The organism is Pseudomonas sp. PK-RTE-24 (genome assembly GCF_054052265.1).
Window position 1 is genome coordinate 1,443,828 of the sequence record NZ_CM133224.1, and the last position, 19,511, is coordinate 1,463,338.

At 60.5% G+C, this 19,511-nt stretch carries 18 protein-coding genes; 6 read left to right on the forward strand and 12 right to left on the reverse strand.

The features are described 5' to 3' along the window. Positions 1 to 7: 7 nt before the first annotated feature. Positions 8 to 1,354, reverse strand: coding sequence for a sigma-54-dependent response regulator transcription factor AlgB (gene algB / locus ACV8MC_RS06305; protein WP_024014980.1), 1,347 nt, complete (start codon positions 1,352 to 1,354; stop codon positions 8 to 10). A gap of 428 nt (positions 1,355 to 1,782) precedes the next feature. Here algB and ACV8MC_RS06310 point away from each other — a divergent pair, with 428 nt between their 5' ends. The 5 genes from ACV8MC_RS06310 (at position 1,783) to ACV8MC_RS06330 (ending at position 6,267) form a co-directional block, all read left to right on the forward strand. Continuing rightward, positions 1,783 to 2,067 (forward strand): hypothetical protein, encoded by a 285-nt coding sequence (locus ACV8MC_RS06310; protein ID WP_024014979.1) that lies wholly within the window; start codon positions 1,783 to 1,785, stop codon positions 2,065 to 2,067. Between the two features lie 74 nt (positions 2,068 to 2,141). Continuing rightward, a complete protein-coding gene (locus ACV8MC_RS06315) occupies positions 2,142 to 2,306 on the forward strand; it encodes a DUF1328 domain-containing protein (protein WP_003177151.1) in 165 nt (54 codons plus the stop codon). Between the two features lie 2 nt (positions 2,307 to 2,308). Beyond that, positions 2,309 to 2,773, forward strand: coding sequence for an inhibitor of vertebrate lysozyme family protein (locus ACV8MC_RS06320; protein ID WP_457264791.1), 465 nt, complete (start codon positions 2,309 to 2,311; stop codon positions 2,771 to 2,773). Positions 2,774 to 3,489: 716 nt separating this feature from the next. Further along, on the forward strand, positions 3,490 to 4,821 hold the full coding sequence (gene gltP, locus ACV8MC_RS06325; protein WP_039757150.1) for a glutamate/aspartate:proton symporter GltP: 1,332 nt from the start codon (positions 3,490 to 3,492) through the stop codon (positions 4,819 to 4,821). A 216-nt stretch (positions 4,822 to 5,037) separates the two neighbouring features. Then, positions 5,038 to 6,267, forward strand: a complete 1,230-nt coding sequence (locus tag ACV8MC_RS06330; RefSeq protein ID WP_041476489.1) for a nucleoside recognition domain-containing protein — start codon at positions 5,038 to 5,040, stop codon at positions 6,265 to 6,267. 115 nt (positions 6,268 to 6,382) lie between these two features. Here ACV8MC_RS06330 and ACV8MC_RS06335 read toward each other — a convergent pair whose 3' ends face one another. From ACV8MC_RS06335 to ACV8MC_RS06380, 10 genes are all read right to left on the reverse strand, one after another. Beyond that, entirely contained in the window at positions 6,383 to 7,006 is a 624-nt protein-coding gene (locus ACV8MC_RS06335; RefSeq protein ID WP_457264793.1) for an ABC-type transport auxiliary lipoprotein family protein, read from the reverse strand. Continuing rightward, the gene (locus ACV8MC_RS06340) at positions 7,003 to 7,941 is read right to left on the reverse strand and encodes an MlaD family protein (protein WP_016772359.1); all 939 of its coding nucleotides are present in this window, start codon (positions 7,939 to 7,941) and stop codon (positions 7,003 to 7,005) included. Before ACV8MC_RS06340 ends, ACV8MC_RS06335 begins: the two co-directional genes overlap by 4 nt. A 1-nt stretch (position 7,942) precedes the next feature. Then, positions 7,943 to 8,746: an ABC transporter ATP-binding protein gene (locus tag ACV8MC_RS06345; protein WP_071173945.1), complete on the reverse strand. Its 804-nt coding sequence runs from the start codon at positions 8,744 to 8,746 to the stop codon at positions 7,943 to 7,945. Then, entirely contained in the window at positions 8,743 to 9,891 is a 1,149-nt protein-coding gene (locus ACV8MC_RS06350; protein ID WP_076564805.1) for an ABC transporter permease, read from the reverse strand. The genes ACV8MC_RS06345 and ACV8MC_RS06350 overlap by 4 nt, the downstream gene beginning before the upstream one ends. 54 nt (positions 9,892 to 9,945) lie before the next feature. After that, the gene (locus ACV8MC_RS06355; protein WP_041476494.1) at positions 9,946 to 10,974 is read right to left on the reverse strand and encodes a DUF5924 family protein; all 1,029 of its coding nucleotides are present in this window, start codon (positions 10,972 to 10,974) and stop codon (positions 9,946 to 9,948) included. A gap of 211 nt (positions 10,975 to 11,185) precedes the next feature. Further along, a complete protein-coding gene (locus tag ACV8MC_RS06360) occupies positions 11,186 to 12,580 on the reverse strand; it encodes a M16 family metallopeptidase (RefSeq protein ID WP_457264797.1) in 1,395 nt (464 codons plus the stop codon). A gap of 176 nt (positions 12,581 to 12,756) precedes the next feature. Then, on the reverse strand, positions 12,757 to 14,415 hold the full coding sequence (locus tag ACV8MC_RS06365) for a Na/Pi cotransporter family protein (RefSeq protein WP_110599651.1): 1,659 nt from the start codon (positions 14,413 to 14,415) through the stop codon (positions 12,757 to 12,759). A gap of 432 nt (positions 14,416 to 14,847) precedes the next feature. Next, the gene (locus tag ACV8MC_RS06370) at positions 14,848 to 15,615 is read right to left on the reverse strand and encodes a TerC family protein (protein ID WP_041476497.1); all 768 of its coding nucleotides are present in this window, start codon (positions 15,613 to 15,615) and stop codon (positions 14,848 to 14,850) included. An 85-nt stretch (positions 15,616 to 15,700) separates the two neighbouring features. Further along, positions 15,701 to 17,008, reverse strand: coding sequence for a CitMHS family transporter (locus ACV8MC_RS06375; protein WP_056791180.1), 1,308 nt, complete (start codon positions 17,006 to 17,008; stop codon positions 15,701 to 15,703). A gap of 403 nt (positions 17,009 to 17,411) precedes the next feature. Beyond that, positions 17,412 to 17,738, reverse strand: a complete 327-nt coding sequence (locus tag ACV8MC_RS06380; protein WP_252877181.1) for a DOPA 4,5-dioxygenase family protein — start codon at positions 17,736 to 17,738, stop codon at positions 17,412 to 17,414. 81 nt (positions 17,739 to 17,819) lie between these two features. Here ACV8MC_RS06380 and ACV8MC_RS06385 point away from each other — a divergent pair, with 81 nt between their 5' ends. After that, positions 17,820 to 18,485: an NAD(P)-dependent oxidoreductase gene (locus ACV8MC_RS06385; protein WP_457264800.1), complete on the forward strand. Its 666-nt coding sequence runs from the start codon at positions 17,820 to 17,822 to the stop codon at positions 18,483 to 18,485. Positions 18,486 to 18,508: 23 nt separating this feature from the next. On the opposite strand, the gene ACV8MC_RS06390 is transcribed toward ACV8MC_RS06385, so the two are convergent. Further along, positions 18,509 to 19,459 carry a choline sulfate utilization transcriptional regulator gene (locus ACV8MC_RS06390; protein WP_457264801.1) on the reverse strand — a complete coding sequence of 317 codons (951 nt, stop codon included), beginning with the start codon at positions 19,457 to 19,459 and terminating at the stop codon, positions 18,509 to 18,511. Positions 19,460 to 19,511: the final 52 nt, after the last annotated feature.

The window sequence follows — 19,511 nt, forward strand, 5'->3', positions numbered from 1 at the left end:
GCAGTGCTCACAGGTTGTACTGCTTGCGTTTGCGATACAGGGTCGAGGCGTCGATGCCGAGGGTTTTCGCCGCTTGATCCAGAGTGCCGGCGGTGGCCAGAACCGCGCCGATGTGCGCTTTCTCCAGCTCGTCCAGGCTCAGCGCCGCGCCGACCCGTGGCGCGTTGTTGGCCGGTTGTTCGGCCATGCCCAGGTGGCTGATTTCCACGCGTTCCTGCGGGCAGATGATGCTCGCTCGCTCGACCACGTTGCGCAGTTCGCGAATGTTGCCCGGCCAGCGATAACCGAGCAGTGCTTCGCGGGCCTCGTCGCTGAAGCCCCGCGCCGGACGCGCGTACTCTTTGACGAAACGTGCGAGGAAGCGATCGGCAAGGGTCAGGATGTCTTCGGCGCGCTCGCGCAATGGCGGCAGATGCAGGGTGATGACGTTGAGACGATAGAGCAGGTCTTCGCGGAAACGTCCGTCGCGGACCATGTCTTCGAGGTTGAGGTTGGTGGCGGCGAGGATGCGCACATCGGCGCGGCGAGTGACCGGATCGCCGACCCGCTCGTATTCCTTGTCCTGGATGAAGCGCAGCAATTTTGGTTGCAAAGTCAGAGGAAAGTCGCCGATCTCGTCGAGAAACAGCGTGCCGCCATCAGCCTGATTAACACGCCCCAAGGTGCTTTCACTGGCACCGGTAAACGCGCCACGACTATGGCCGAACAGCTCGCTTTCCATCAGTTCGGCAGTCAGCGACGGGCAGTTGATGGTGACGCAGGATTTCTTCTCGCGCTTGCTCCAGCCGTGGATCGCACGGGCCAGTTCACCTTTACCCGTGCCGGACTCGCCAAGGATAAGAATGTTGGCGTCGGTGCTTGCGACCTGCCGTGCGGTTTCCAGTACGACTTTCATCGCCGGGCTGTGGGAATCGAGGCCGTCTTTCGGTTTGCGGATCTCGCCTTCCAGCGCTTCAAGGCGCGCAGAGAGCTGGCGTACTTCCAGCTGCTTGGCGGTGGCCAGGCGCAGTTGATCAGGGCTGCATGGCTTGACCAGATAATCGGCGGCGCCAGCCTGGATGGCATCAACCGCAGTGTCGACCGCCGAATGGGCGGTGACGATCACTACGCGCATCCACGGCGCCTGAATGCGCATCTGCGCGAGGACGTCGAGACCGTTGTCCTCGCCCAGGCGCAAATCAAGGAAGCACAGATCGAAGACCTGACGTTGCAGCAAAGCATCGGCTTGGGCCGCGCTATTGGCGGTGGCTACCGTATAGCCTTCGTCTTCGAGGCAATAACGAAACGTACGCAGGATGGCGGATTCATCGTCCACCAGCAGAATGCGGCCTTGTTGCTCAGTGGCAGATTCCATTTTTCCTACGCTCCATAGTGATTAGTCTTGGGTTAGTCCCGGAAAAATCGGGCAAGTTGCATGGTTGATTCTGAACGATACCAGCCATAGGAGGGTAGCTCTCTACTGCCATAACGGCCAATTCATTGATTTCGTTGGGTTTTAAAACATTCGGCGTTTTGCAGGGCAGATCCTGCGTCCTCTTCTGACATCTGCGTACCGGTAGCAATTCCATATCATCGAAATTTCCCACGAAATAATCGTGCATTGCGCACGACCGCAGAAGAGCCATCGTGCAGGATGCGTCGCAGGAAATTTCCGAAGAGTACGTAACTTATTGTTTTTATTGATAATTTCTGACATCAAAAAACTGGCATGCAGGCTGCAATACCTCACTCAGCCCGGGCAGAACAGCACTGCCCCAACAGAACAAGCGTGAGGAACACAGGATGACTCGCCCAATCGCCGCCCAAGTACGTATTTCGCCACTGCAGATCCAGCAAGGTCTGTTCGGTGTACTGGCGTTGCTGATCACCCTGATCGTCTGCCAGCAGTACATGAGCTGGGAAAACAGCCGTAAACCCGAGCCATTGATTTCGATGCAGCACAGCACTCAGACGCACTTCAGTGCCGTGAGCAGCAGCCAGGCTGAAAACGCTTCGATGCACATGATCGATGTCGACCAGGCGCAACCGCTGGATCAATTGCCACGGGAAGAGCGCTGGGTTTTCTAAGTCAGTGAATACATTCGGGCGCGTAGCGCCGGAAACCGGAAACACCCCTAAATAGAGAAGTAAGGAGAATCACCATGTTGAGCTGGGCAATTACATTCTTGATCATTGCCATCATCGCCGCCGTTCTGGGCTTCGGTGGTATCGCGGGCACCGCCACGGGTATCGCCAAGATTCTCTTTGTCGTGTTCCTGGTGATGTTCATCGCTTCCTTCTTCTTTGGCCGTCGCGGCCGAGGTTAACGATGATCGGTCTCAAGACATTGGCCGCCGCCCTGTTTCTGGGCGGCAGTGCCATGGCCATGGCGGCCAATGACGGCCAGACCCGGGTCAACGAACTGCTCGCCTCCGACGCGCAGTACCGTGAAACCTGGGAAGGCGTGATCAAAAAGGAAGAGCGCGTACCGGAATGGGTGATCAACCTGTCCGGCACCTCCGAGCAACAGATGCACGCCGTTACGGAAGATGGTGATCAGTATCTGGTCGGCCCGCTCTGCGAGACTCAGGACAAGTGTCTGAATCACCGTTTGATCGTTGCCTTCAGCTTCGACAAGGATGACGCCTTCGCCATGCTGGTCGATGTGCCGGAAGGTCTGCCGCAGGACAAGTCGCCGACGCGACACGCGACGTATCGCTTCTTCGGCAAACCTGATCAGGGCATGCAGGATCTGCTGATGGAAACCCTGAAGAAAGATCCGAAGTGGTACTGACGCAGGACGCGCAAAGGTTTCGAACACGAAAGCAGCGCCCCGCTGCTTTCCACTGCGCCGCCCGATGAGGGTCGGTGCATGACCAGGGGGCCGGGACGTTCTGACTGATACAGGGTCGGAGTGACCTACGGGTACAGGGAGTACCTGCGCAAGGGCCGGGTCAGGGTAAAAGCTGCGCCGCAGGTTCGTCGACCCGATGGTCTGACGAATCTGCGCTGGGCTTTGAATCAGCTAAACCATTGATCCAGCGCGCCAATCCCCTTCTTTGAATCGTCGACACTGGGCGGAAAAACATTTCGCGGTGTTTCCTGACGACCGTATATCGACAAAGATCGCGCTCGATTCGTGTGACTCCTAGTCTTTCGATTTGGAGTTTTTCTGGAAATTTCCGCCAATTCCCGCTGTACAAAATTTGACCGCCCTAAGCTGTAATGGCCGGTTCACGGCACTTATGCCGGCTGAAATGTCACAATTGAACCGCTTGGGACGCCAGTTTCAATTGAAAAAGCTCATGCCGATTCGGCATAGGGTAGGCGTTTACGGCATTAGACGGCGCCACCTTGCATCGGAATAGTTGCGCCTTTTTTCGCCTGCCGAAGAGCCGTAAACACGCGCTTCGGGGCACCTTATACGGAGGCAGATGCACAGACTTTTCCGCTGATGAGCGTTCCAGTTCCTGCATGTGCCTGAGTCAAACGCAAGTAAGGGTAAAGATAATGAAGAAGGCAAAAATCAGCCTCGCCTGGCAGATCCTCATCGGTCTGGTTCTGGGGATTGCACTGGGTGCGTTGCTCAACCACTTCAGCGCCGAGAAGGCCTGGTGGATCAGCAACGTCCTGCAACCGGCAGGCGATATCTTTATCCGTCTGATCAAGATGATCGTGATCCCGATCGTCATCTCCTCGCTGATCGTCGGTATCGCCGGCGTGGGCGACGCCAAGAAGCTCGGGCGTATCGGCCTGAAGACGATCATCTATTTCGAAATCGTCACCACCATCGCCATCGTTGTCGGCCTGGTGCTGGCCAACGTGTTCCATCCGGGCACCGGCATCGACATGAGCACCCTGGGCACGGTGGACATCTCCAAGTACCAGGCGACCGCCGCCGAAGTGCAGCATGAACATGCGTTCATCGAGACCATCCTCAACCTGATCCCGTCGAACATCTTCGCGGCCATGGCTCGCGGCGAAATGCTGCCGATCATCTTCTTCTCCGTACTGTTCGGTCTCGGCCTGTCGAGCCTGCAGTCGGACCTGCGCGAGCCGCTGGTAAAGATGTTCCAGGGCGTTTCGGAAAGCATGTTCAAAGTCACCCACATGATCATGAACTACGCTCCGATTGGCGTATTCGCACTGATCGCGGTGACCGTCGCCAACTTCGGCTTCGCTTCGCTGTTGCCGCTGGCAAAACTGGTGATCCTGGTTTATGTCGCCATCGCCTTCTTCGCCTTCGTCGTGCTGGGCCTGATCGCCAAGCTGTTCGGCTTCTCGGTGCTCAAGCTGATGCGCATCTTCAAGGATGAGCTGGTGCTGGCCTACTCCACCGCTTCCTCGGAAACCGTGCTGCCACGTGTCATCGAGAAGATGGAAGCCTACGGCGCGCCGAAAGCCATCTGCAGCTTCGTGGTACCGACCGGTTACTCGTTCAACCTCGACGGCTCGACCCTGTACCAGTCGATCGCGGCGATCTTCATTGCCCAGCTGTACGGCATTGACCTGTCGATCAGCCAGCAACTGCTGCTGGTGTTGACGCTGATGGTCACCTCCAAAGGCATCGCCGGCGTACCGGGCGTGTCCTTCGTGGTGCTGCTGGCCACTCTGGGCAGCGTTGGCATCCCGCTCGAAGGCCTGGCGTTCATCGCTGGTGTCGATCGCATCATGGACATGGCGCGTACTGCACTGAACGTGATCGGTAATGCCTTGGCAGTGCTGGTTATCGCGCGCTGGGAAGGCATGTACGACGACGCCAAGGGCGAGCGTTACTGGAATTCCCTGCCGCACTGGCGCAGCAAGGAAAAACTGCCGGCTGGCGAGATTTCCAAGAACTGACACCCCCCTGTAGGAGCTGCCGCAGGCTGCGATCTTTTGATCTTGCTTTTAAAAAACAAAATCAAAAGATCGCAGCCTTCGGCAGCTCCTACAGTAGATTGAGGCCACCCAGTAAATCGGGGTGCGGCAGATCCATACGAACCCCGGAGAAATCCGGGGTTTGTCGTTTCTGGTGACCCCGCTATCATTCGCCGCATTCTTCGGGGGATTTGACTGATGCTTAATGGCCTGTGGCTTGGCTTCTTCATCGTGGCAGCCGTGTCGGCGCTGGCGCAGTGGCTGATCGGCGGCAACGCCGGGATCTTTGCGGCGATGGTGGAAAGCATTTTCGCCATGGCCAAGCTGTCGGTCGAAGTCATGGTGCTGCTGTTCGGCACCCTCACCCTGTGGCTGGGCTTTCTGCGCATCGCCGAAAAGGCCGGGATCGTCGAGTGGCTGGCCAAGGTGCTCGGTCCGCTGTTTCTGCGGCTGATGCCGGAAGTCCCGGCCGGCCACCCTGCCCTTGGCCTGATCACGCTGAACTTCGCCGCCAACGGTCTGGGCCTGGACAACGCCGCCACGCCGATCGGCCTCAAGGCCATGAAAGCGCTGCAGGAGCTGAACCCCAGCGCCACCATCGCCAGCAACGCGCAGATCCTGTTTCTGGTGCTCAACGCCTCGTCGCTGACCCTGCTGCCCGTGACCATCTTCATGTACCGCGCCCAGCAAGGCGCGCCGGATCCGACGCTGGTGTTCCTGCCGATTCTGCTGGCGACCAGTTGCTCGACCATCGTCGGCTTCCTCTCCGTTGCCTTCATGCAACGCCTGCGCATCTGGGACCCGGTGGTGCTCGCCTATCTGGTGCCCGGCGCGCTGATCCTCGGCGGCTTCATGGCCCTGCTTGGTACGCTTTCTGCGACAGCACTGGCGGGATTGTCGTCGATCCTCGGCAATCTCACGCTGTTCGGCTTGATCATGCTGTTCTTGCTGATCGGCGCGCTGCGCAAGGTCAAGGTGTACGAGGCGTTCGTCGAAGGCGCGAAAGAGGGCTTCGATGTGGCGAAGAACCTCTTGCCGTATCTGGTGGCGATGCTCTGTGCGGTTGGCGTGTTGCGCGCCTCTGGTGCGCTGGATTTCGGCCTGGACGGTATTCGTCATCTGGTCGAGTGGGCCGGCTGGGACACGCGCTTCGTCGATGCGCTGCCGACGGCGATGGTCAAACCGTTCTCCGGCAGCGCCGCGCGGGCGATGCTCATCGAGACCATGCAGACTTCCGGCGTCGACAGCTTCCCGGCGCTGGTCGCGGCGACGGTGCAGGGCAGTACCGAAACCACGTTCTATGTGCTGGCGGTGTACTTCGGCGCGGTGGGGATTCAGCGCGCACGGCATGCGGTGGGGTGTGCGTTGCTGGCCGAGTTTGCCGGAGTGGTGGGCGCTATCGGGGTCTGCTACTGGTTCTTTGGTTGAGCAAAATTCCCATGTGGGAGCGAGCCTGCTCGCGAAGACGGAGTGTCAGTCAACGCTTAAGTGACTGATACACCGCTTTCGCGAGCAGGCTCGCTCCCACAGGAGTTGTGGTGTGTCAGCGCGGTTGCGGGGCGAGTTTCTGGCCTTGCTCCACGGCCCAAGCCACAACCTTGGCCGTCAGGCGATCACTGGCCAGGCCAAACCCGGCGACCACCGCTGGCACCTGCACATCATTCAACGACTGGCGCTCTTCAAAACGGCGGCTGGCGAGGATGCGCTGGTCGTAACCACGCACCAGCAACGCATCAACCCGCACCACAACGCCGGCCTGGGTGCCCTGATATTCCGTCTGAAACGCCTGCAAACTACCGCCCAGTTCCAGATCCGCCTGGAAGTTGCTGTCGTCGGTGCTCAGCAACGTCACTCTGCCGTCACGCTGGAATCCATCGAGCAGGCGATTGCGCAGCAGCACCGGCGCCGGATCACTCCAGCGCGAGCCTTTGTAGCTGCTGATCACATCGCCCTGCGGGATAACGGCAATGCTCGGCCGGTTCAGTGCTTCGCTGGCCTGCAATTTATTCAAGCGCAGCGACCACGACTGCGCCGCCGGGCTGGCCGAGGCGGGCGCCGGTGCAGCGGGCAGGCGGTAGACATCCGAAGGTTCCGACTTGGGCAAGATCGAGCACGCGCCGATCAGGGTCAGGCCAGCGCCGAGCAGGGCGATTCGAGTCAGCTTCATGGGGTGAATTCCTTGTTCTTGTCGCTGCCCAGCAGGTAACCGCTGGGATTGGCCTCAAGGCGTTGGGAAATCGCGCGCAGCGAGGTCAGCGTCTCGCGCAGTTCGCGAATCGCCGGGGCCAGGCCGTTGAGGCCCTGCATGCCGTTATCCAGCGAATTCTGATTTTTGCTGAGCAAGCCGTTGATGGTCACGCTGCTTTGCTCCAGCGACTTCATCGCCTGCTCGGCGCTGCCAAGGGCCTGTTTGCCCTGATCGTTGAGCAGGCCGTTGGCGTTGCGCATCAGCAGCGAGGTCTGCTCGAGCATGCTGCCGGCCTGTTTGCCGACCGTTGCCAGTTGCTGCATGGCTTGCTTGATGTCGCCGCGCTGGTCATTGATGGTGCCGGTGGTCTGTTCCAGATGGGCGAGGGTCTTGCTCACGCGCTCGACGTTTTCCGCGGAGAACATGTGGTTGGCGTTTTGCAGCAGGGCGCTGATGCCGGTCATCAAGTCGCTGCTGTCGTTGAGCAGACGCGAAATAGGCGAGGGCGAGGCGACCAGCGTTGGCAGCTTGCCGTCATGCCCGCGCAATTTCGGGCTCTCTGGCGTACCACCGCTGAGCTGGATGATCGACGTGCCAGTAATGCCGGTCAGTGCCAGCTTGGCCTGGGTGTCTTCCTTGACCGGCGTGTCGCCCGCCAGACGAATCCGCGCCAGCACCCGGCGCGGGTCCTGCGGGTCGAGGCGCAGGCTGACCACGTCTCCGACCTTGATGCCGCTGTACTGCACCGAGCTGCCCTTGGACAGACCGCTGACCGCCTCGTTGAACACCACTTCGTAATCCTTGAATTCGGTGTCGACGCTGGATTTGGCCAGAAACAGGCCGAAGAGCAGGGCGCCGGCCACGACGATCACCGTGAACAGGCCGATCAACACATGATGGGCTCGGGTTTCCATATCAGACCTCGTTGAGCAGTTTGGCGGCGTCCAGCGCCGAGCGGCCGCGCGGGCCGTGGAAGTATTCGTGAATCCACGCGTCGGCGGTTTCCGAGACGACGTCGATAGGGCCGGCAACCAGCACTTTCTTCTGCGCCAGCACCGCCACGCGATCGGTGATGGTGTACAGCGTGTCGAGGTCGTGGGTCACCAGAAACACGCTCAGCCCCAACGCATCGCGCAGGGTCAGGATCAATTGATCGAACTGCGCCGCGCCAATCGGATCGAGTCCGGCGGTGGGCTCATCGAGAAACAGAATGTCCGGATCCAGCGCCAAAGCCCGCGCCAGCGCCGCGCGCTTGATCATGCCGCCAGACAGCGACGCAGGGTATTTGTCCGCCGCCGACAACGGCAGCCCGGCCAGCGCCAGTTTCACCGCCGCCAGATGCTCGGCGTCGTGACGGCTGAGGCCGGCGTGTTCGATCAGGGGCAGGGCGACGTTCTCGGTCACGGTCAGCGACGAGAACAGCGCGCCCTTCTGGAACAGCACACCAAAGCGCCTTTCGATCAGCGAGCGCTCATGCTCGGGCAGATTCGGCAGGTTCTGGCCGAAGACCTTGACCATGCCCTCGCTGGGCCGATTCAGCCCGACGATGCTGCGCAGCAGCACCGATTTGCCGGTACCGGAGCCGCCAACCACGGCGAGGATCTCGCCCTTGTACACGTCCAGATCAAGGTTCTCGTGCACGCTCTGCGGGCCGAAGCGATTGCACAGGCCACGGACTTCGATCACCGCCTCTGAGGGCGCGCGGGGTAGACGACTCACCAGCCCATCTCCATGAAAAACAGCGCAGCCACCGCATCAAGTACGATCACCACGAAAATCGACTGCACCACGCTGGAGGTGGTGTGCGCGCCGACCGACTCGGCGCTGCCGCTGACCTTGAAACCTTCCAGGCAACCAATTGCCGCGATCAGGAAGGCGAAGATCGGCGCCTTCACCAGCCCGACCAGAAAATGCTGAATGCCGATGTCCGATTGCAGTAGCGAAAGGAACATTGCCGGCGAAATGTCCAGCGACACCGCACAGACCACACCGCCGCCGACGATCCCCGAGAGCATCGCCAGAAACGTCAGCATCGGCAGCGCCACCAGCAGCGCTAGCACACGCGGCACCACCAGCAATTCGATCGGGTCGAGGCCAAGGGTGCGGATCGCGTCGATTTCTTCGTTGGCCTTCATCGAGCCGATCTGCGCGGTGAATGCACTGGCGGTGCGCCCGGCCATCAGGATCGCCGTGAGCAACACGCCGAATTCGCGCAGGAACGAGAAGCCGACCAGGTCCACGGTGAAAATCGTCGCGCCGAAACTGGCCAGTACCGTGGCGCCAAGAAACGCCACCACCGCACCGACCAGAAACGTCAGCAAGGCCACGATCGGCGCAGCGTCGAGGCCGGTCTGCTCGATGTGCGCGATCATCGGCGTGATCCGCCAGCGCTTGGGCCGCAACAGACCACGGGCGATGACTTCGAGAATCAGGCCGACGAAGCCGAGCAGTTGCAGCGTGTCGGTCCAGACCTTGTCCACCGCGCGGCCGATGCGCGTCAGCAGTTGCACGCTGACGCTGACTTCCGGCTCCTTGATCGGCACGCAGAAATCACTCAGCGAGCAGTACACGGTTTGCAGCAAGGCGCGGTCGGCAGTTGAAAGGGTGCAATCGGGGTGTTCGGCGGTTTTGCCCAAGCGCTCGGAACCGAGCAGCTCGACCAGCAACGAGGCGCCGGCGGTGTCCAGGGCTCCGAGGCCGTTCAGATCGATGGAAGTGTTGGCGTCGTACTGGCCGCGGAGCTTTTCGCTCAGATGCTTGAGCGCGGTGTAGTGGGCGAGCGTCCAGTCGCCGCTGACCCGCAGACGGGCAGGGCTGAGCGCGGTGTCCAGGTGGGCACTGCCGGGGGTTGGGCTGCTGGTCATAAGCTCCGTGCTTGTACGGCCGTTACGAGATCCTACGTAATAGCACGAACCGGATTACTTTTCTTTGGCCGGTGTGCTGTCGGTAATTGCGAAACGCAGCACGCCGATCAACTGGCCATCCTCGGTCAGCACCCGCACCTGCCACTTGCCCGCCGGGTTGCCGGGGAAATTCTGTTTGTGCGTCCACGCCCGGTAGCCTTCCTTGCGCCCGCCATGGATGTCGAGGGCGATGCGGTCGACCTCTTTGCCGTTGAAGGTCCACACGTGATAAATCCGCTCGTCGAGACCGCGCGGCGCGTTGATCGCAGTGTAGGCGTAGAGTCCGCCGCTGCGGATCTGCTCGGCACTGACGGTGTCGAGGCTGGCGCCGGGGGTGCGATCCTGCAACTGCGTGCTGATCGCTACGTCGGTCATCCACAGCGTTGCCGGCGGCACCCACGAACGCAGCGCCCAACCGACGCCGCCGATGCCGAAGGTAATGAACAGAATCGCCAGGGCATTGCGCACCGTGCGGATCGGGAAGATCGACGCCAGGCTCGGGAACGACAGCAGCACGGCAATCCCCAGCGCCCATTTGAAACTCTGCGCAGTGGTCAGGTGCATGATCACCGGCAACGCAGTGAGCAGGGCGGCGAACAGGGTCAGGGTGTGCAGCGCGAGAAACGCCCAGCGCCGTGGCGCCAGCCATTTGTAGTACAGCGGATCGACGATAGAGATCAGTGCGGCAACGCTGAGCAGTCCCGTAAAGACAAACTGGCCGCTGTTCCACGTGGTGGTGATGAAGAAGAATGGCAGAACGAAAAACAGGCTTTCCTGATGGATCATCTGCGTCGCGTAGCGCAGCAGCGGCTGGGGAATCTCGCGCTTGAAGATCCGTGTGAACAACCCGGTCAGGGTGTTTTCCAGCATCAGCCAGATCCAGCTGAGCAGCATGATCACCGTGATCCAGCTGGCCAGGCCCTGTTGGCGATCGACGAGGATGAAACTGCCGACCCCGGAAATGAAACCACCCGCCGCGATCAACCCGGGGTAGCGCTTCATCAGCTCGAGAAGGCGCTGGATAAGGAGGGTCAGTTTTGGCATTTTGGCGGTTCACGACGATATGGGGAAAATCCCGGAAAGGTTAACGCCGCATGCCCCCTGTGGCGAGGGGATTTATCCCCGATCGGCGGCGCCGCCGTCGTAGATCCTGCAAGCGAATTTTGTCTGGATATACCGAGCTGCCCTTATTGGGGCTGCTGCGCAGCCCATCGGCGACAAATCCCCACGCCACAAGTGCTCACTCACCACAGGATTAATGGCTTCCAGCAATTTTGTGGCGGCGATACACACGCCAGCCGATCAACATCAGCAGCACCAGACCGACCCCGCCTGCAGCCAGCCACAACACCTGATCATCACTGATCAACGGCTTCTCGATCCGGATATACCCCGGCTGCAGCAACAGTTCGCGCATCGCCTTGTTCGCCGCTTCCAGCGTCACCCCTTGCAGCTCGCGCGCGGGATTGGCAAAGCGGCCATCCTGATAGTCGGCCAGCGCGCTCCAGTAATAGTCCGCCAGTGCGCTGTTGCCTTGTACGGCCCAAGCTTGATGGGCGATGGCGGCTTGTTTGATGCGGGCGAAGGTGCTCGGGTCGAGGCCGTTTTGCAGCAGGTCGGCCTTGAGGTCTTCAAGCACCTGGATGGCTTCGTCGACGTCATCGCGATCCAGGTCAGCGTTGAGGCTCATGAAGCCGACACCGCCGAACACTTCGCGCTCGGCCCACGGCCCGTACGACAAGCCATGGTTGAGGCGAATCTGCCGGTACAGCGCCCAGTCGAGGTAATCCTTGAGAATGTCGAACGTCTGATCGTACTGATCGTCGAGCACCGGTTCCGGCACCAGCCAGTGCAGCTTGGCGCTGTCGCCGATAAAGCCACGGGTGAGGGTGCGTTCATGGGCGGCGCTGGTGCGGATGTCCGGCAGCGCCCGATGCTCGCTCGGCTCGACCGGCTCCAGCTCACCCCAGGTACGCTCCAGATAGGCCGGCAGCAGTTTGTCGAGTTCGCCGACGACGATCAGGGTCATGTTGTTCGGCGCATACCAGGCCTTGCGCACCTTCTCCAATTGCTCCTGGGTCAGATGGCCGACCTCGGCGCGCTGCGGGCATTTCGGTCCCAGCTCGACAGCCAGTTGATTGCTCGCGGTATGACCGAGGTCCTGACGGTCGAGGAAACGTTGCAGCTTGGTGTAATGCCCGCCGTCCTCACGCTCGACCACTCGTTTCGCCGCGTTGATTGCGTTGTCGTCGATGCGTGTCTGGGTCAGCAGCGCGAGCAGCAGGTCGAGCACCTTGCGCTGATTTTTCGCCGGGGCTTCGATGACGAACGTGGTGTCGGCATTGCTGGTGAACGCATTCCAGTCCCCGCCCAGCGCCTGCATGCGTTCTTCCAGGCCGCCTTCGCCAGTGGCGTCGATACCGCTGAACAGCAGGTGTTCGAGCAAATGCGGCAGCTCTTTCTCGTCGCAGTCGAAGTCATCCAGGCCGACGCCGACCACCAGCCGGATCGCCACATGCCCACGCTCGGTGCCGGGTTTGAGCATAAGTTGCAAACCGTTGGGCAGCGCATAGCCTTCGACCTGAAACCGATCCAGGGCAAAAGCGGGCAGGGAACCGAGCAACAGACAGGCGAACAACAGGCAACGCATAACAGGCTTCCATACGGCTGATTTGGAGATCCGTGTCGTCAGTCAGGTCCCCATCGCTGGCAAGCCAGCTCCCACAAGGATCTGCGGCACTTACAAAACCCTGTGGGAGCTGGCTTGCCAGCGATGACGGTCTCAAGGCTGAACCACTGTAACTGACTGACCCCAGCCTCAGACGTTCAAGGCGAATGCGTAATGTCGGCCATGTCATCCACGGCCAGCGCGCCGGTGTCCGCCGTTTCCAGCACCACATAGGCGCTGCTGCAGAACAGCGAATTGAGCCGTTTCATGTCGGCGATCAACTCCAGATGCAGCGAGCTGGTCTCCAGGCTCTGAACGATCTTGCGTTGCAAACGGCTGACATGCGCATGGGCCAGACGCCGTTCCTGCGCACGAAAGCGGCGTTTCTCCCGTAACAACTGCCGCGCGCTTTCGCGGTCGCCGCTGAGAAACACCGACAGGCCCAGGCGCAGGTTGGCGATCAGTTGCTGTTGCAGCCCGGCAAGATCTTCCAGGCCTTCTTCGGAAAACGAACGACGCTGCGAAGTCTTCTGCTGCTGGATCTTGCGCAGCATGCGCTCGATCAGGTCTGCGGCGAGTTTCAGGTTGATCGCCAGTTCGATGATCTCGGCCCAGCGCCGACTGTCGTGCTCGCCGAGATCCTCGCGGGGCATCTGCGCCAGATACAGCTTGATCGCGCTGTACAGCGCCTCGACGTCATCGGTCAGGCGGCGCATCTCCTGGGTGACGGCGGTCTGCTTGCCGCGCAACACATCGAGGGAGGCGTCGAGCATGTTGTCGAGCAGATCGCCCATGCGCAGGGTTTCCCGCGCGGCATTGGCCAGCGCCAGGCTCGGTGTGACCAGCGCGGTCGGGTCGAGATGGCGCGGCTTGGCGGCGCCGTTGACCTCCGGCCGCTCCGGCAGCAGCCACGCACAAAGCCGCGCCATCGGCCCGACGCTCGGCAGCAGGATCAGGCAGCGCGCGGTGTTGTAGAGCAGGTGGAAGCCGATGACCATTTCCTGCGGGCTGAAATCAAGGCTGTCGATCCAGTGCACCAGCGGGTCGAGCACCGGGATGATCAGCAGCAAACCGATCAATTTGTACAACAGACTGCCCAGTGCAACCTGGCGGCCGGCGGCGTTCTGCATGCTGGTGCTCATGAAGGCGAGGATGCCGCTGCCGATGTTGGCGCCGATCACCAGACCGATCGCCACCGGCAAACTGATCACCGCAGCCCCGGCCAGCGTGGCGGTGAGCAGCACGGCGGCGAGGCTGGAGTAGGAAATCATCGCGAACAGGGCGCCAACCAGGGCGTCGAGGAGGATGTCGCCGGTCAGCGAGGCGAAAATCACCTTCACCCCTTGCGCGTGCGTAATCGGCGCGGCGGCCTCGACGATCAATTGCAGGGCGAGAATGATCAGCCCCAGCCCGATCGACACTCGGCCCATCTGCCCGAGCCGCGTCTGTTTGCGCGACAGAAAGAAAATCACCCCGAGGAAAATCAGCAGCGGCGACAGCCACGACAGATCGAGGGTCAGCACCCGCGCCATCAACGCGGTACCGACATCGGCGCCCAGCATGGTCGCCAGCGCCGGGGTCAGCGCCATCAGGCCCTGACCGACAAACGAAGTGACCAGCATCGCCGTGGCGTTGCTGCTCTGCACCATGGCGGTGACGAGAATACCGGCGATGAACGCCAGCCATTTCTTCGACATGTTCTGGCCGATGACATGTCGCAGATTGGTGCCATAAACCCGCAGGATGCCGGTTCGGACGATGTGCGTGCCCCAGATCAACAGGGCGACGGCGGACAACAGATTGAGCAGGGTGAGCATGCAGACCCCCTGTAGTAGCAGCGCCCCAGAGGGGCAAGTGGAAGGCACCGCGCGGTTTCTACGTTCTTGATACTTAAGCTGTAGTTGGCTAACGGCCTCGGCGCCAGCATTGCACAGCTAAAGCGTGGATTGAAACAAAAGTGTCATGAAAAGCGCTTCATACACTCCCATTTAAATCAACGCCGCCCCTGTGGGAGCTGGCTTGCCAGCGATGGCGTCAGCACAACCAACATTGATGTCGCCTGACACTCCGCTATCGCTGGCAAGCCAGCTCCCACAAGGTCCGCAGTGCCTGAATGCTGCACAAACAAATGTGGGAGCGAGCCTGCTCGCGAAAGCGGTGGGCCAGCCAACATTGTTGTCGACTGGCACTCCGTCTTCGCGAGCAGGCTCGCTCCCACAGGGGTGTAGCGTGCTGCCGGGACTACCGGATTATTGGCCCGGAACATCCTTGCGCAGTTTCACCGGATCCTGCTGTTTCTTTTTCCGGGCCATCGCGCCGCGCAGTTTGATGTTGATCGCTTCCACTGCCAGGGAGAACGCCATGGCGAAGTAGACGTAGCCTTTTGGCACGTGCACGTCGAACGATTCGGCGATCAGCACGGTACCGACCACCAGCAGGAACGACAGCGCGAGCATTTTCAGCGACGGGTGCTTGTCGATGAATTCGCTGATTTTGCCCGACGCCAGCATCATCACCAGCACCGCCACGATGATCGCCGCGACCATCACCGGAACGTGGGAGACCATGCCGACGGCAGTGATCACCGAGTCCAGCGAGAAGACGATATCGATGATCGCGATCTGGATGATGGTGTAGAGGAAGTTGCCGCCCTTGCCCGATGGCGCGTCGTCGCTTTCATCTTCACCTTCCAGCGCGTGGTACATCTCCTGCGAACTCTTCCACAACAGGAACAGGCCACCGAAGAACAGGATCAGGTCGCGGCCGGAAATCCCCTGGCCGAACACCTCGAACAGGTCGGCAGTGAGGCGCATGACCCAGGTAATCGACAGCAGCAACAGGATCCGGGTGACCATGGCCAGGCCAAGACCGAAGATCCGCGTGCGCTGCTGCATGTGTTTCGGCATGCGGCTGACCAGGATCGAAATCATGATGATGTTATCGATACCGAGGACGATTTCCAGGGCGGTCAGGGTAAAAAAGGCAACCCAGATTTCGGGGTTGGTCAGCCAATCCATGTGTATTCCTTTGAGCGAGTGTTAAACCGAAACAGGTCCGGGCTTCAAACCGCGAAGCCGGGACCCGTAACGGTGAGTCTTGGGCTTATAGAGTGCTGAACAGCGGGAAAGTCCCCAACAGCAGTGCAGCAATCAGAATGCAGATACACACCAGGATCGCCCATTTCAGGGTGAAACGCTGGTGATCACCGAAATCGATGCCGGCCAGCGCCACCAACAGATAGGTCGACGGCACCAACGGGCTCAGCAAGTGGACGGGCTGGCCGACGATCGAGGCACGGGCCATTTCCACCGCAGTGATCCCATAGTGGCTGGCCGCTTCGGTCAGCACCGGCAATACACCGTAATAGAACGCATCGTTGGACATGAAGAAGGTGAACGGCATGCTCACCAGCGCCGTAATCACCGCCAGGTACGGGCCGAGGAATTCCGGAATCACCGCCAACAGGCTCTTCGACATCGCATCGACCATGCCGGTGCCCGACAGGATACCGGTGAAGATACCGGCCGCAAAGATCAGCCCGACCACTGCCAGCACGCTGCCGGAATGCGCGGCGACGCGATCCTTCTGCATTTGCAGGCATGGGTAGTTGACGATCATGGCAATACTGAACGCCACCATGAACAGCACCGGCAGCGGCAACAGACCGCCGATCAGCGTGCACATCAGGCCGAAAGTCAGTGCGGCGTTGAACCAGATCAGCTTCGGACGGCGTGCGTCGGGGAATTGCGAGACGCTGATTTCACTGTGATCAATCTCATCGCCGACCAAGTGCAGTTCACCGAGGCGGGCACGTTCACGCTTGCCGTAGAAGTAGGCAATCACCAGGATCGCCAAGACACCGGCGGCCATGGCCGGGATCATCGGTACGAAAATGTCCGAAGGATCCACATGCAGGGCACTCGCCGCGCGGGCGGTCGGGCCGCCCCACGGGGTCATGTTCATCACGCCACCGGCGAGGATGATCAGACCGGCCATGATTCGCGGGCTCATGCCGATGCGGCTGTACAGCGGCAGCATCGCGGCCACACAAATCATGTAAGTGGTCGCGCCGTCACCATCGAGGGAAACGACGAGCGCCAGAACGGCGGTACCGACCGAAACTTTCAGCGGGTCGCCCTTGACCAGTTTGAGGATCTTGCGCACGGCCGGGTCGAACAGGCCGGAGTCGATCATCAGGGCGAAATACAGAATGGCGAACATCAACATCACGCCGGTTGGCGCCAGTTTGGTGATGCCTTCAAGCATCATCGGGCCGATCTTCGGCGCGAAACCACCGAACAGGGCGAACAGGATCGGGATGATGATCAGGGCGATCAGCGCGGACAGGCGCTTGGTCATGATCAGGAACATGAACGTGATGACCATGGCGAAGCCAAGGAAAGTCAGCATGGGAATACTCCAGGCGTAGCGCGGCTAGTTGAATGAGCGGATCGGGCGGGATCAGCGCAGAACGGGAGGCGCGAGGCGTACGGGCGGAGTGACCAGCAGGAAGCGGGAGAAACGGCGGGTTGCAGAAGACATCAGAATCACCATTGTTGTTGTTAATTGGGCCGGGCCTGTGGAAAAAACACAGGGCTTGGGCCAACCGGTCTGTTGCCGGGAGTGGGGCGATCCTAATCGGGGAAGCTTTCAGCTACCTTTCGCGACAGAAAGCGATGAATGAATGGTCAACCGGCGGTCGGATGCAGCGACAGCCAATGAATACGGGACGAGAAGCGATACGAGGGAACGGATAGACAACGCTGGCTGGCAGTCTGGACATATTCGTTATCAGTTCAGCCCAAGCACCTGGTTAAAAAATCGACAGATCCAGCGGCCGCACCGCGCCCATCCAGATCGCGTGCTCGGTGTGGTCGAGCAGGTCGTTGCCAGTGTCCGGATGCAGGAACACCACCAACCCTTTGCGGTTAAGCGCCAGCCACGGCAGCACCTCGCCGATCAGCTCGGGACCGAAAGCCAGTTGGCAGCTCCAGTCGGGGTGCGGCCCCACCGGGCGTTCGTGCACGCGGCCCATTTTCAGCGCAAACAACTGCGCGGCCTGTTCGCACAAGGCCCGCGCCTGGTCGATGCTTTGTGCGTCGAAATAGACATGGGCGTGATAGCCCTTGATCCCTTGCATCGTGTCGCCTCTCAATCGGTTCGAACCCTTGGCTGTTTCCACCGTCACAGGTCATATAGGACAACTATAAGGAAAACAGCCATGAAAAATGCCGAGACCCCAGTGCTCAAAGTGGTGCTTTATGGTGCCATGGCCAGCCTGGGCGGTGCATTGATGGCTGAATTGCTGCGTCGCCAACACGAAGTCATCGCCATTCTCGACGATCTCACCGCACTCGCGCCGCGTCCGGGGTTGCGCACCAAGACCGGCGATCTATTCGATGCCGAGCGGGTCAATCAGAGCGTCGCCGGCAGTTCGGCGGTGATCTGCCTGCTGGACGCGCCGGGGCTGCCGTTCAGCAGCGACCACGTTGAGCGCTCGGTGACGCTCGGCCCAGTGGAGCAGGTGCTGGCAGTCGACGCCTTGGTCGAAGGTTTGCAACTGGCCAGCGTGCCGCGCCTGTTTCTGGTCGGCAACTTCGGTGTGCTCGACGAGCCTGACAATGACGAGCGTCTGCAACGTCACGCTGCCGAAGAAATCCTCGAGGCGGTACAAAGCAGCTCACTGCGCTGGACCTTGGTCAATGCGCCCCATGGCGTGGCCGGATTGACCATCGAGCACTTCAGTCAGGTCGGCGGCAATCTCGAACCGGGATTGGCCGAACCGCTGGAACGCTTGAACCGTGTCGCGGTGGGGATTGCCGATGAACTGCGGTTGAACCTGCATGTGGGGCAGCATGTGAATTTTGTGGCGGCTTCTGATTCGTAAAAGATCGGACGATCTTTTGCTCTTCACACCGCAATCGAGGGCAGGGCCAGACCGTTAAGCGATTCGGCACTGCTGGCCTGTTCCGCCATTAACCAATCAACAAATTCTTGTATCAATGCACCCCGACGCTTGCGTTGCGGTAACACCACGTAATACCCCAGCCGCGACAGCGTGGTTTCCGCCAGCGGTCGGCACAGCAAACCCTGCACCAGCAAGTTATCCACAAGGTGGCGCCAACCGATTGCCACGCCTTGCCCGCCGATCGCCGCTTGGATCAATAACGTGTAATTGTCGAAGCGCAGCTGCCCCGGCGCCGGCGGCGTGGTCAGGCCAAGTTGACGGAACAGCCCGCTCCAGTCGAACCAGTTGCTGCTGTTTTCACCACGCAGATGCAGCAGCGGCAATTCCAGCAGGGCCTGCGCGGGCAACGGCAATGAACGCTCCTTGAGCAGCAGCGGGCTGCACACCGGGAACACTTCTTCGCTGAACAGCCAGTGGCTCTCACCCTGCTTGAATCGACCATCGCCAAACAGGATCGCCACGTCGATGTCGGTGCGCAGCATGTTGTGGTTGCGCTCGCTGGTGACCAGGCTGACATCAATGTGCGGATTGGCCTCATGGAAGCGATGCAGGCGCGGCATCAGCCAATAAGCGGCGAAAGCGAAATCCGTGGCCACTTGCAGCACTTCATGTTGCTGCTGAGTGCTGATTGCGCTTAATCCTGCGTCGATATTCTGCAAACCGAGGGCAACTTGCTGGAAAAGCAGGCTGCCCACCTCAGTCAATTCGATGCCCCGGTAGATCCGATCGAACAGGCGCGTACCGAGCTGCTCTTCCAGACGTTTCATTTGCTGGCTGATCGCCGGCTGCGTGGTGCCAAGCTCCACCGCAGCAGCGGTAAAACTGCGATGGCGGGCCGCCGCTTCAAAAGCGCGCAGCAGATCGAGGGAGAGGTCACCGAGGGCGTCATACATAAGCTGTACTTATCCTAGTCATTGTCCGGCGCGGGCTTTACCGGAACAGGCA

Bases quoted from the DNA above. Each gene is read 5' to 3' on its own strand.
- algB (WP_024014980.1), bottom strand. From the start codon at position 1,354: ATGGAATCTGCCACTGAGCAACAAGGCCGCATTCTGCTGGTGGACGAT.
- ACV8MC_RS06310 (WP_024014979.1), top strand. From the start codon at position 1,783: ATGACTCGCCCAATCGCCGCCCAAGTACGTATTTCGCCACTGCAGATC.
- ACV8MC_RS06315 (WP_003177151.1), top strand. From the start codon at position 2,142: ATGTTGAGCTGGGCAATTACATTCTTGATCATTGCCATCATCGCCGCC.
- ACV8MC_RS06320 (WP_457264791.1), top strand. From the start codon at position 2,309: ATGATCGGTCTCAAGACATTGGCCGCCGCCCTGTTTCTGGGCGGCAGT.
- gltP (WP_039757150.1), top strand. From the start codon at position 3,490: ATGAAGAAGGCAAAAATCAGCCTCGCCTGGCAGATCCTCATCGGTCTG.
- ACV8MC_RS06330 (WP_041476489.1), top strand. From the start codon at position 5,038: ATGCTTAATGGCCTGTGGCTTGGCTTCTTCATCGTGGCAGCCGTGTCG.
- ACV8MC_RS06335 (WP_457264793.1), bottom strand. From the start codon at position 7,006: ATGAAGCTGACTCGAATCGCCCTGCTCGGCGCTGGCCTGACCCTGATC.
- ACV8MC_RS06340 (WP_016772359.1), bottom strand. From the start codon at position 7,941: ATGGAAACCCGAGCCCATCATGTGTTGATCGGCCTGTTCACGGTGATC.
- ACV8MC_RS06350 (WP_076564805.1), bottom strand. From the start codon at position 9,891: ATGACCAGCAGCCCAACCCCCGGCAGTGCCCACCTGGACACCGCGCTC.
- ACV8MC_RS06355 (WP_041476494.1), bottom strand. From the start codon at position 10,974: ATGCCAAAACTGACCCTCCTTATCCAGCGCCTTCTCGAGCTGATGAAG.
- ACV8MC_RS06360 (WP_457264797.1), bottom strand. From the start codon at position 12,580: ATGCGTTGCCTGTTGTTCGCCTGTCTGTTGCTCGGTTCCCTGCCCGCT.
- ACV8MC_RS06365 (WP_110599651.1), bottom strand. From the start codon at position 14,415: ATGCTCACCCTGCTCAATCTGTTGTCCGCCGTCGCCCTGTTGATCTGG.
- ACV8MC_RS06370 (WP_041476497.1), bottom strand. From the start codon at position 15,615: ATGGATTGGCTGACCAACCCCGAAATCTGGGTTGCCTTTTTTACCCTG.
- ACV8MC_RS06375 (WP_056791180.1), bottom strand. From the start codon at position 17,008: ATGCTGACTTTCCTTGGCTTCGCCATGGTCATCACGTTCATGTTCCTG.
- ACV8MC_RS06380 (WP_252877181.1), bottom strand. From the start codon at position 17,738: ATGCAAGGGATCAAGGGCTATCACGCCCATGTCTATTTCGACGCACAA.
- ACV8MC_RS06385 (WP_457264800.1), top strand. From the start codon at position 17,820: ATGAAAAATGCCGAGACCCCAGTGCTCAAAGTGGTGCTTTATGGTGCC.
- ACV8MC_RS06390 (WP_457264801.1), bottom strand. From the start codon at position 19,459: ATGTATGACGCCCTCGGTGACCTCTCCCTCGATCTGCTGCGCGCTTTT.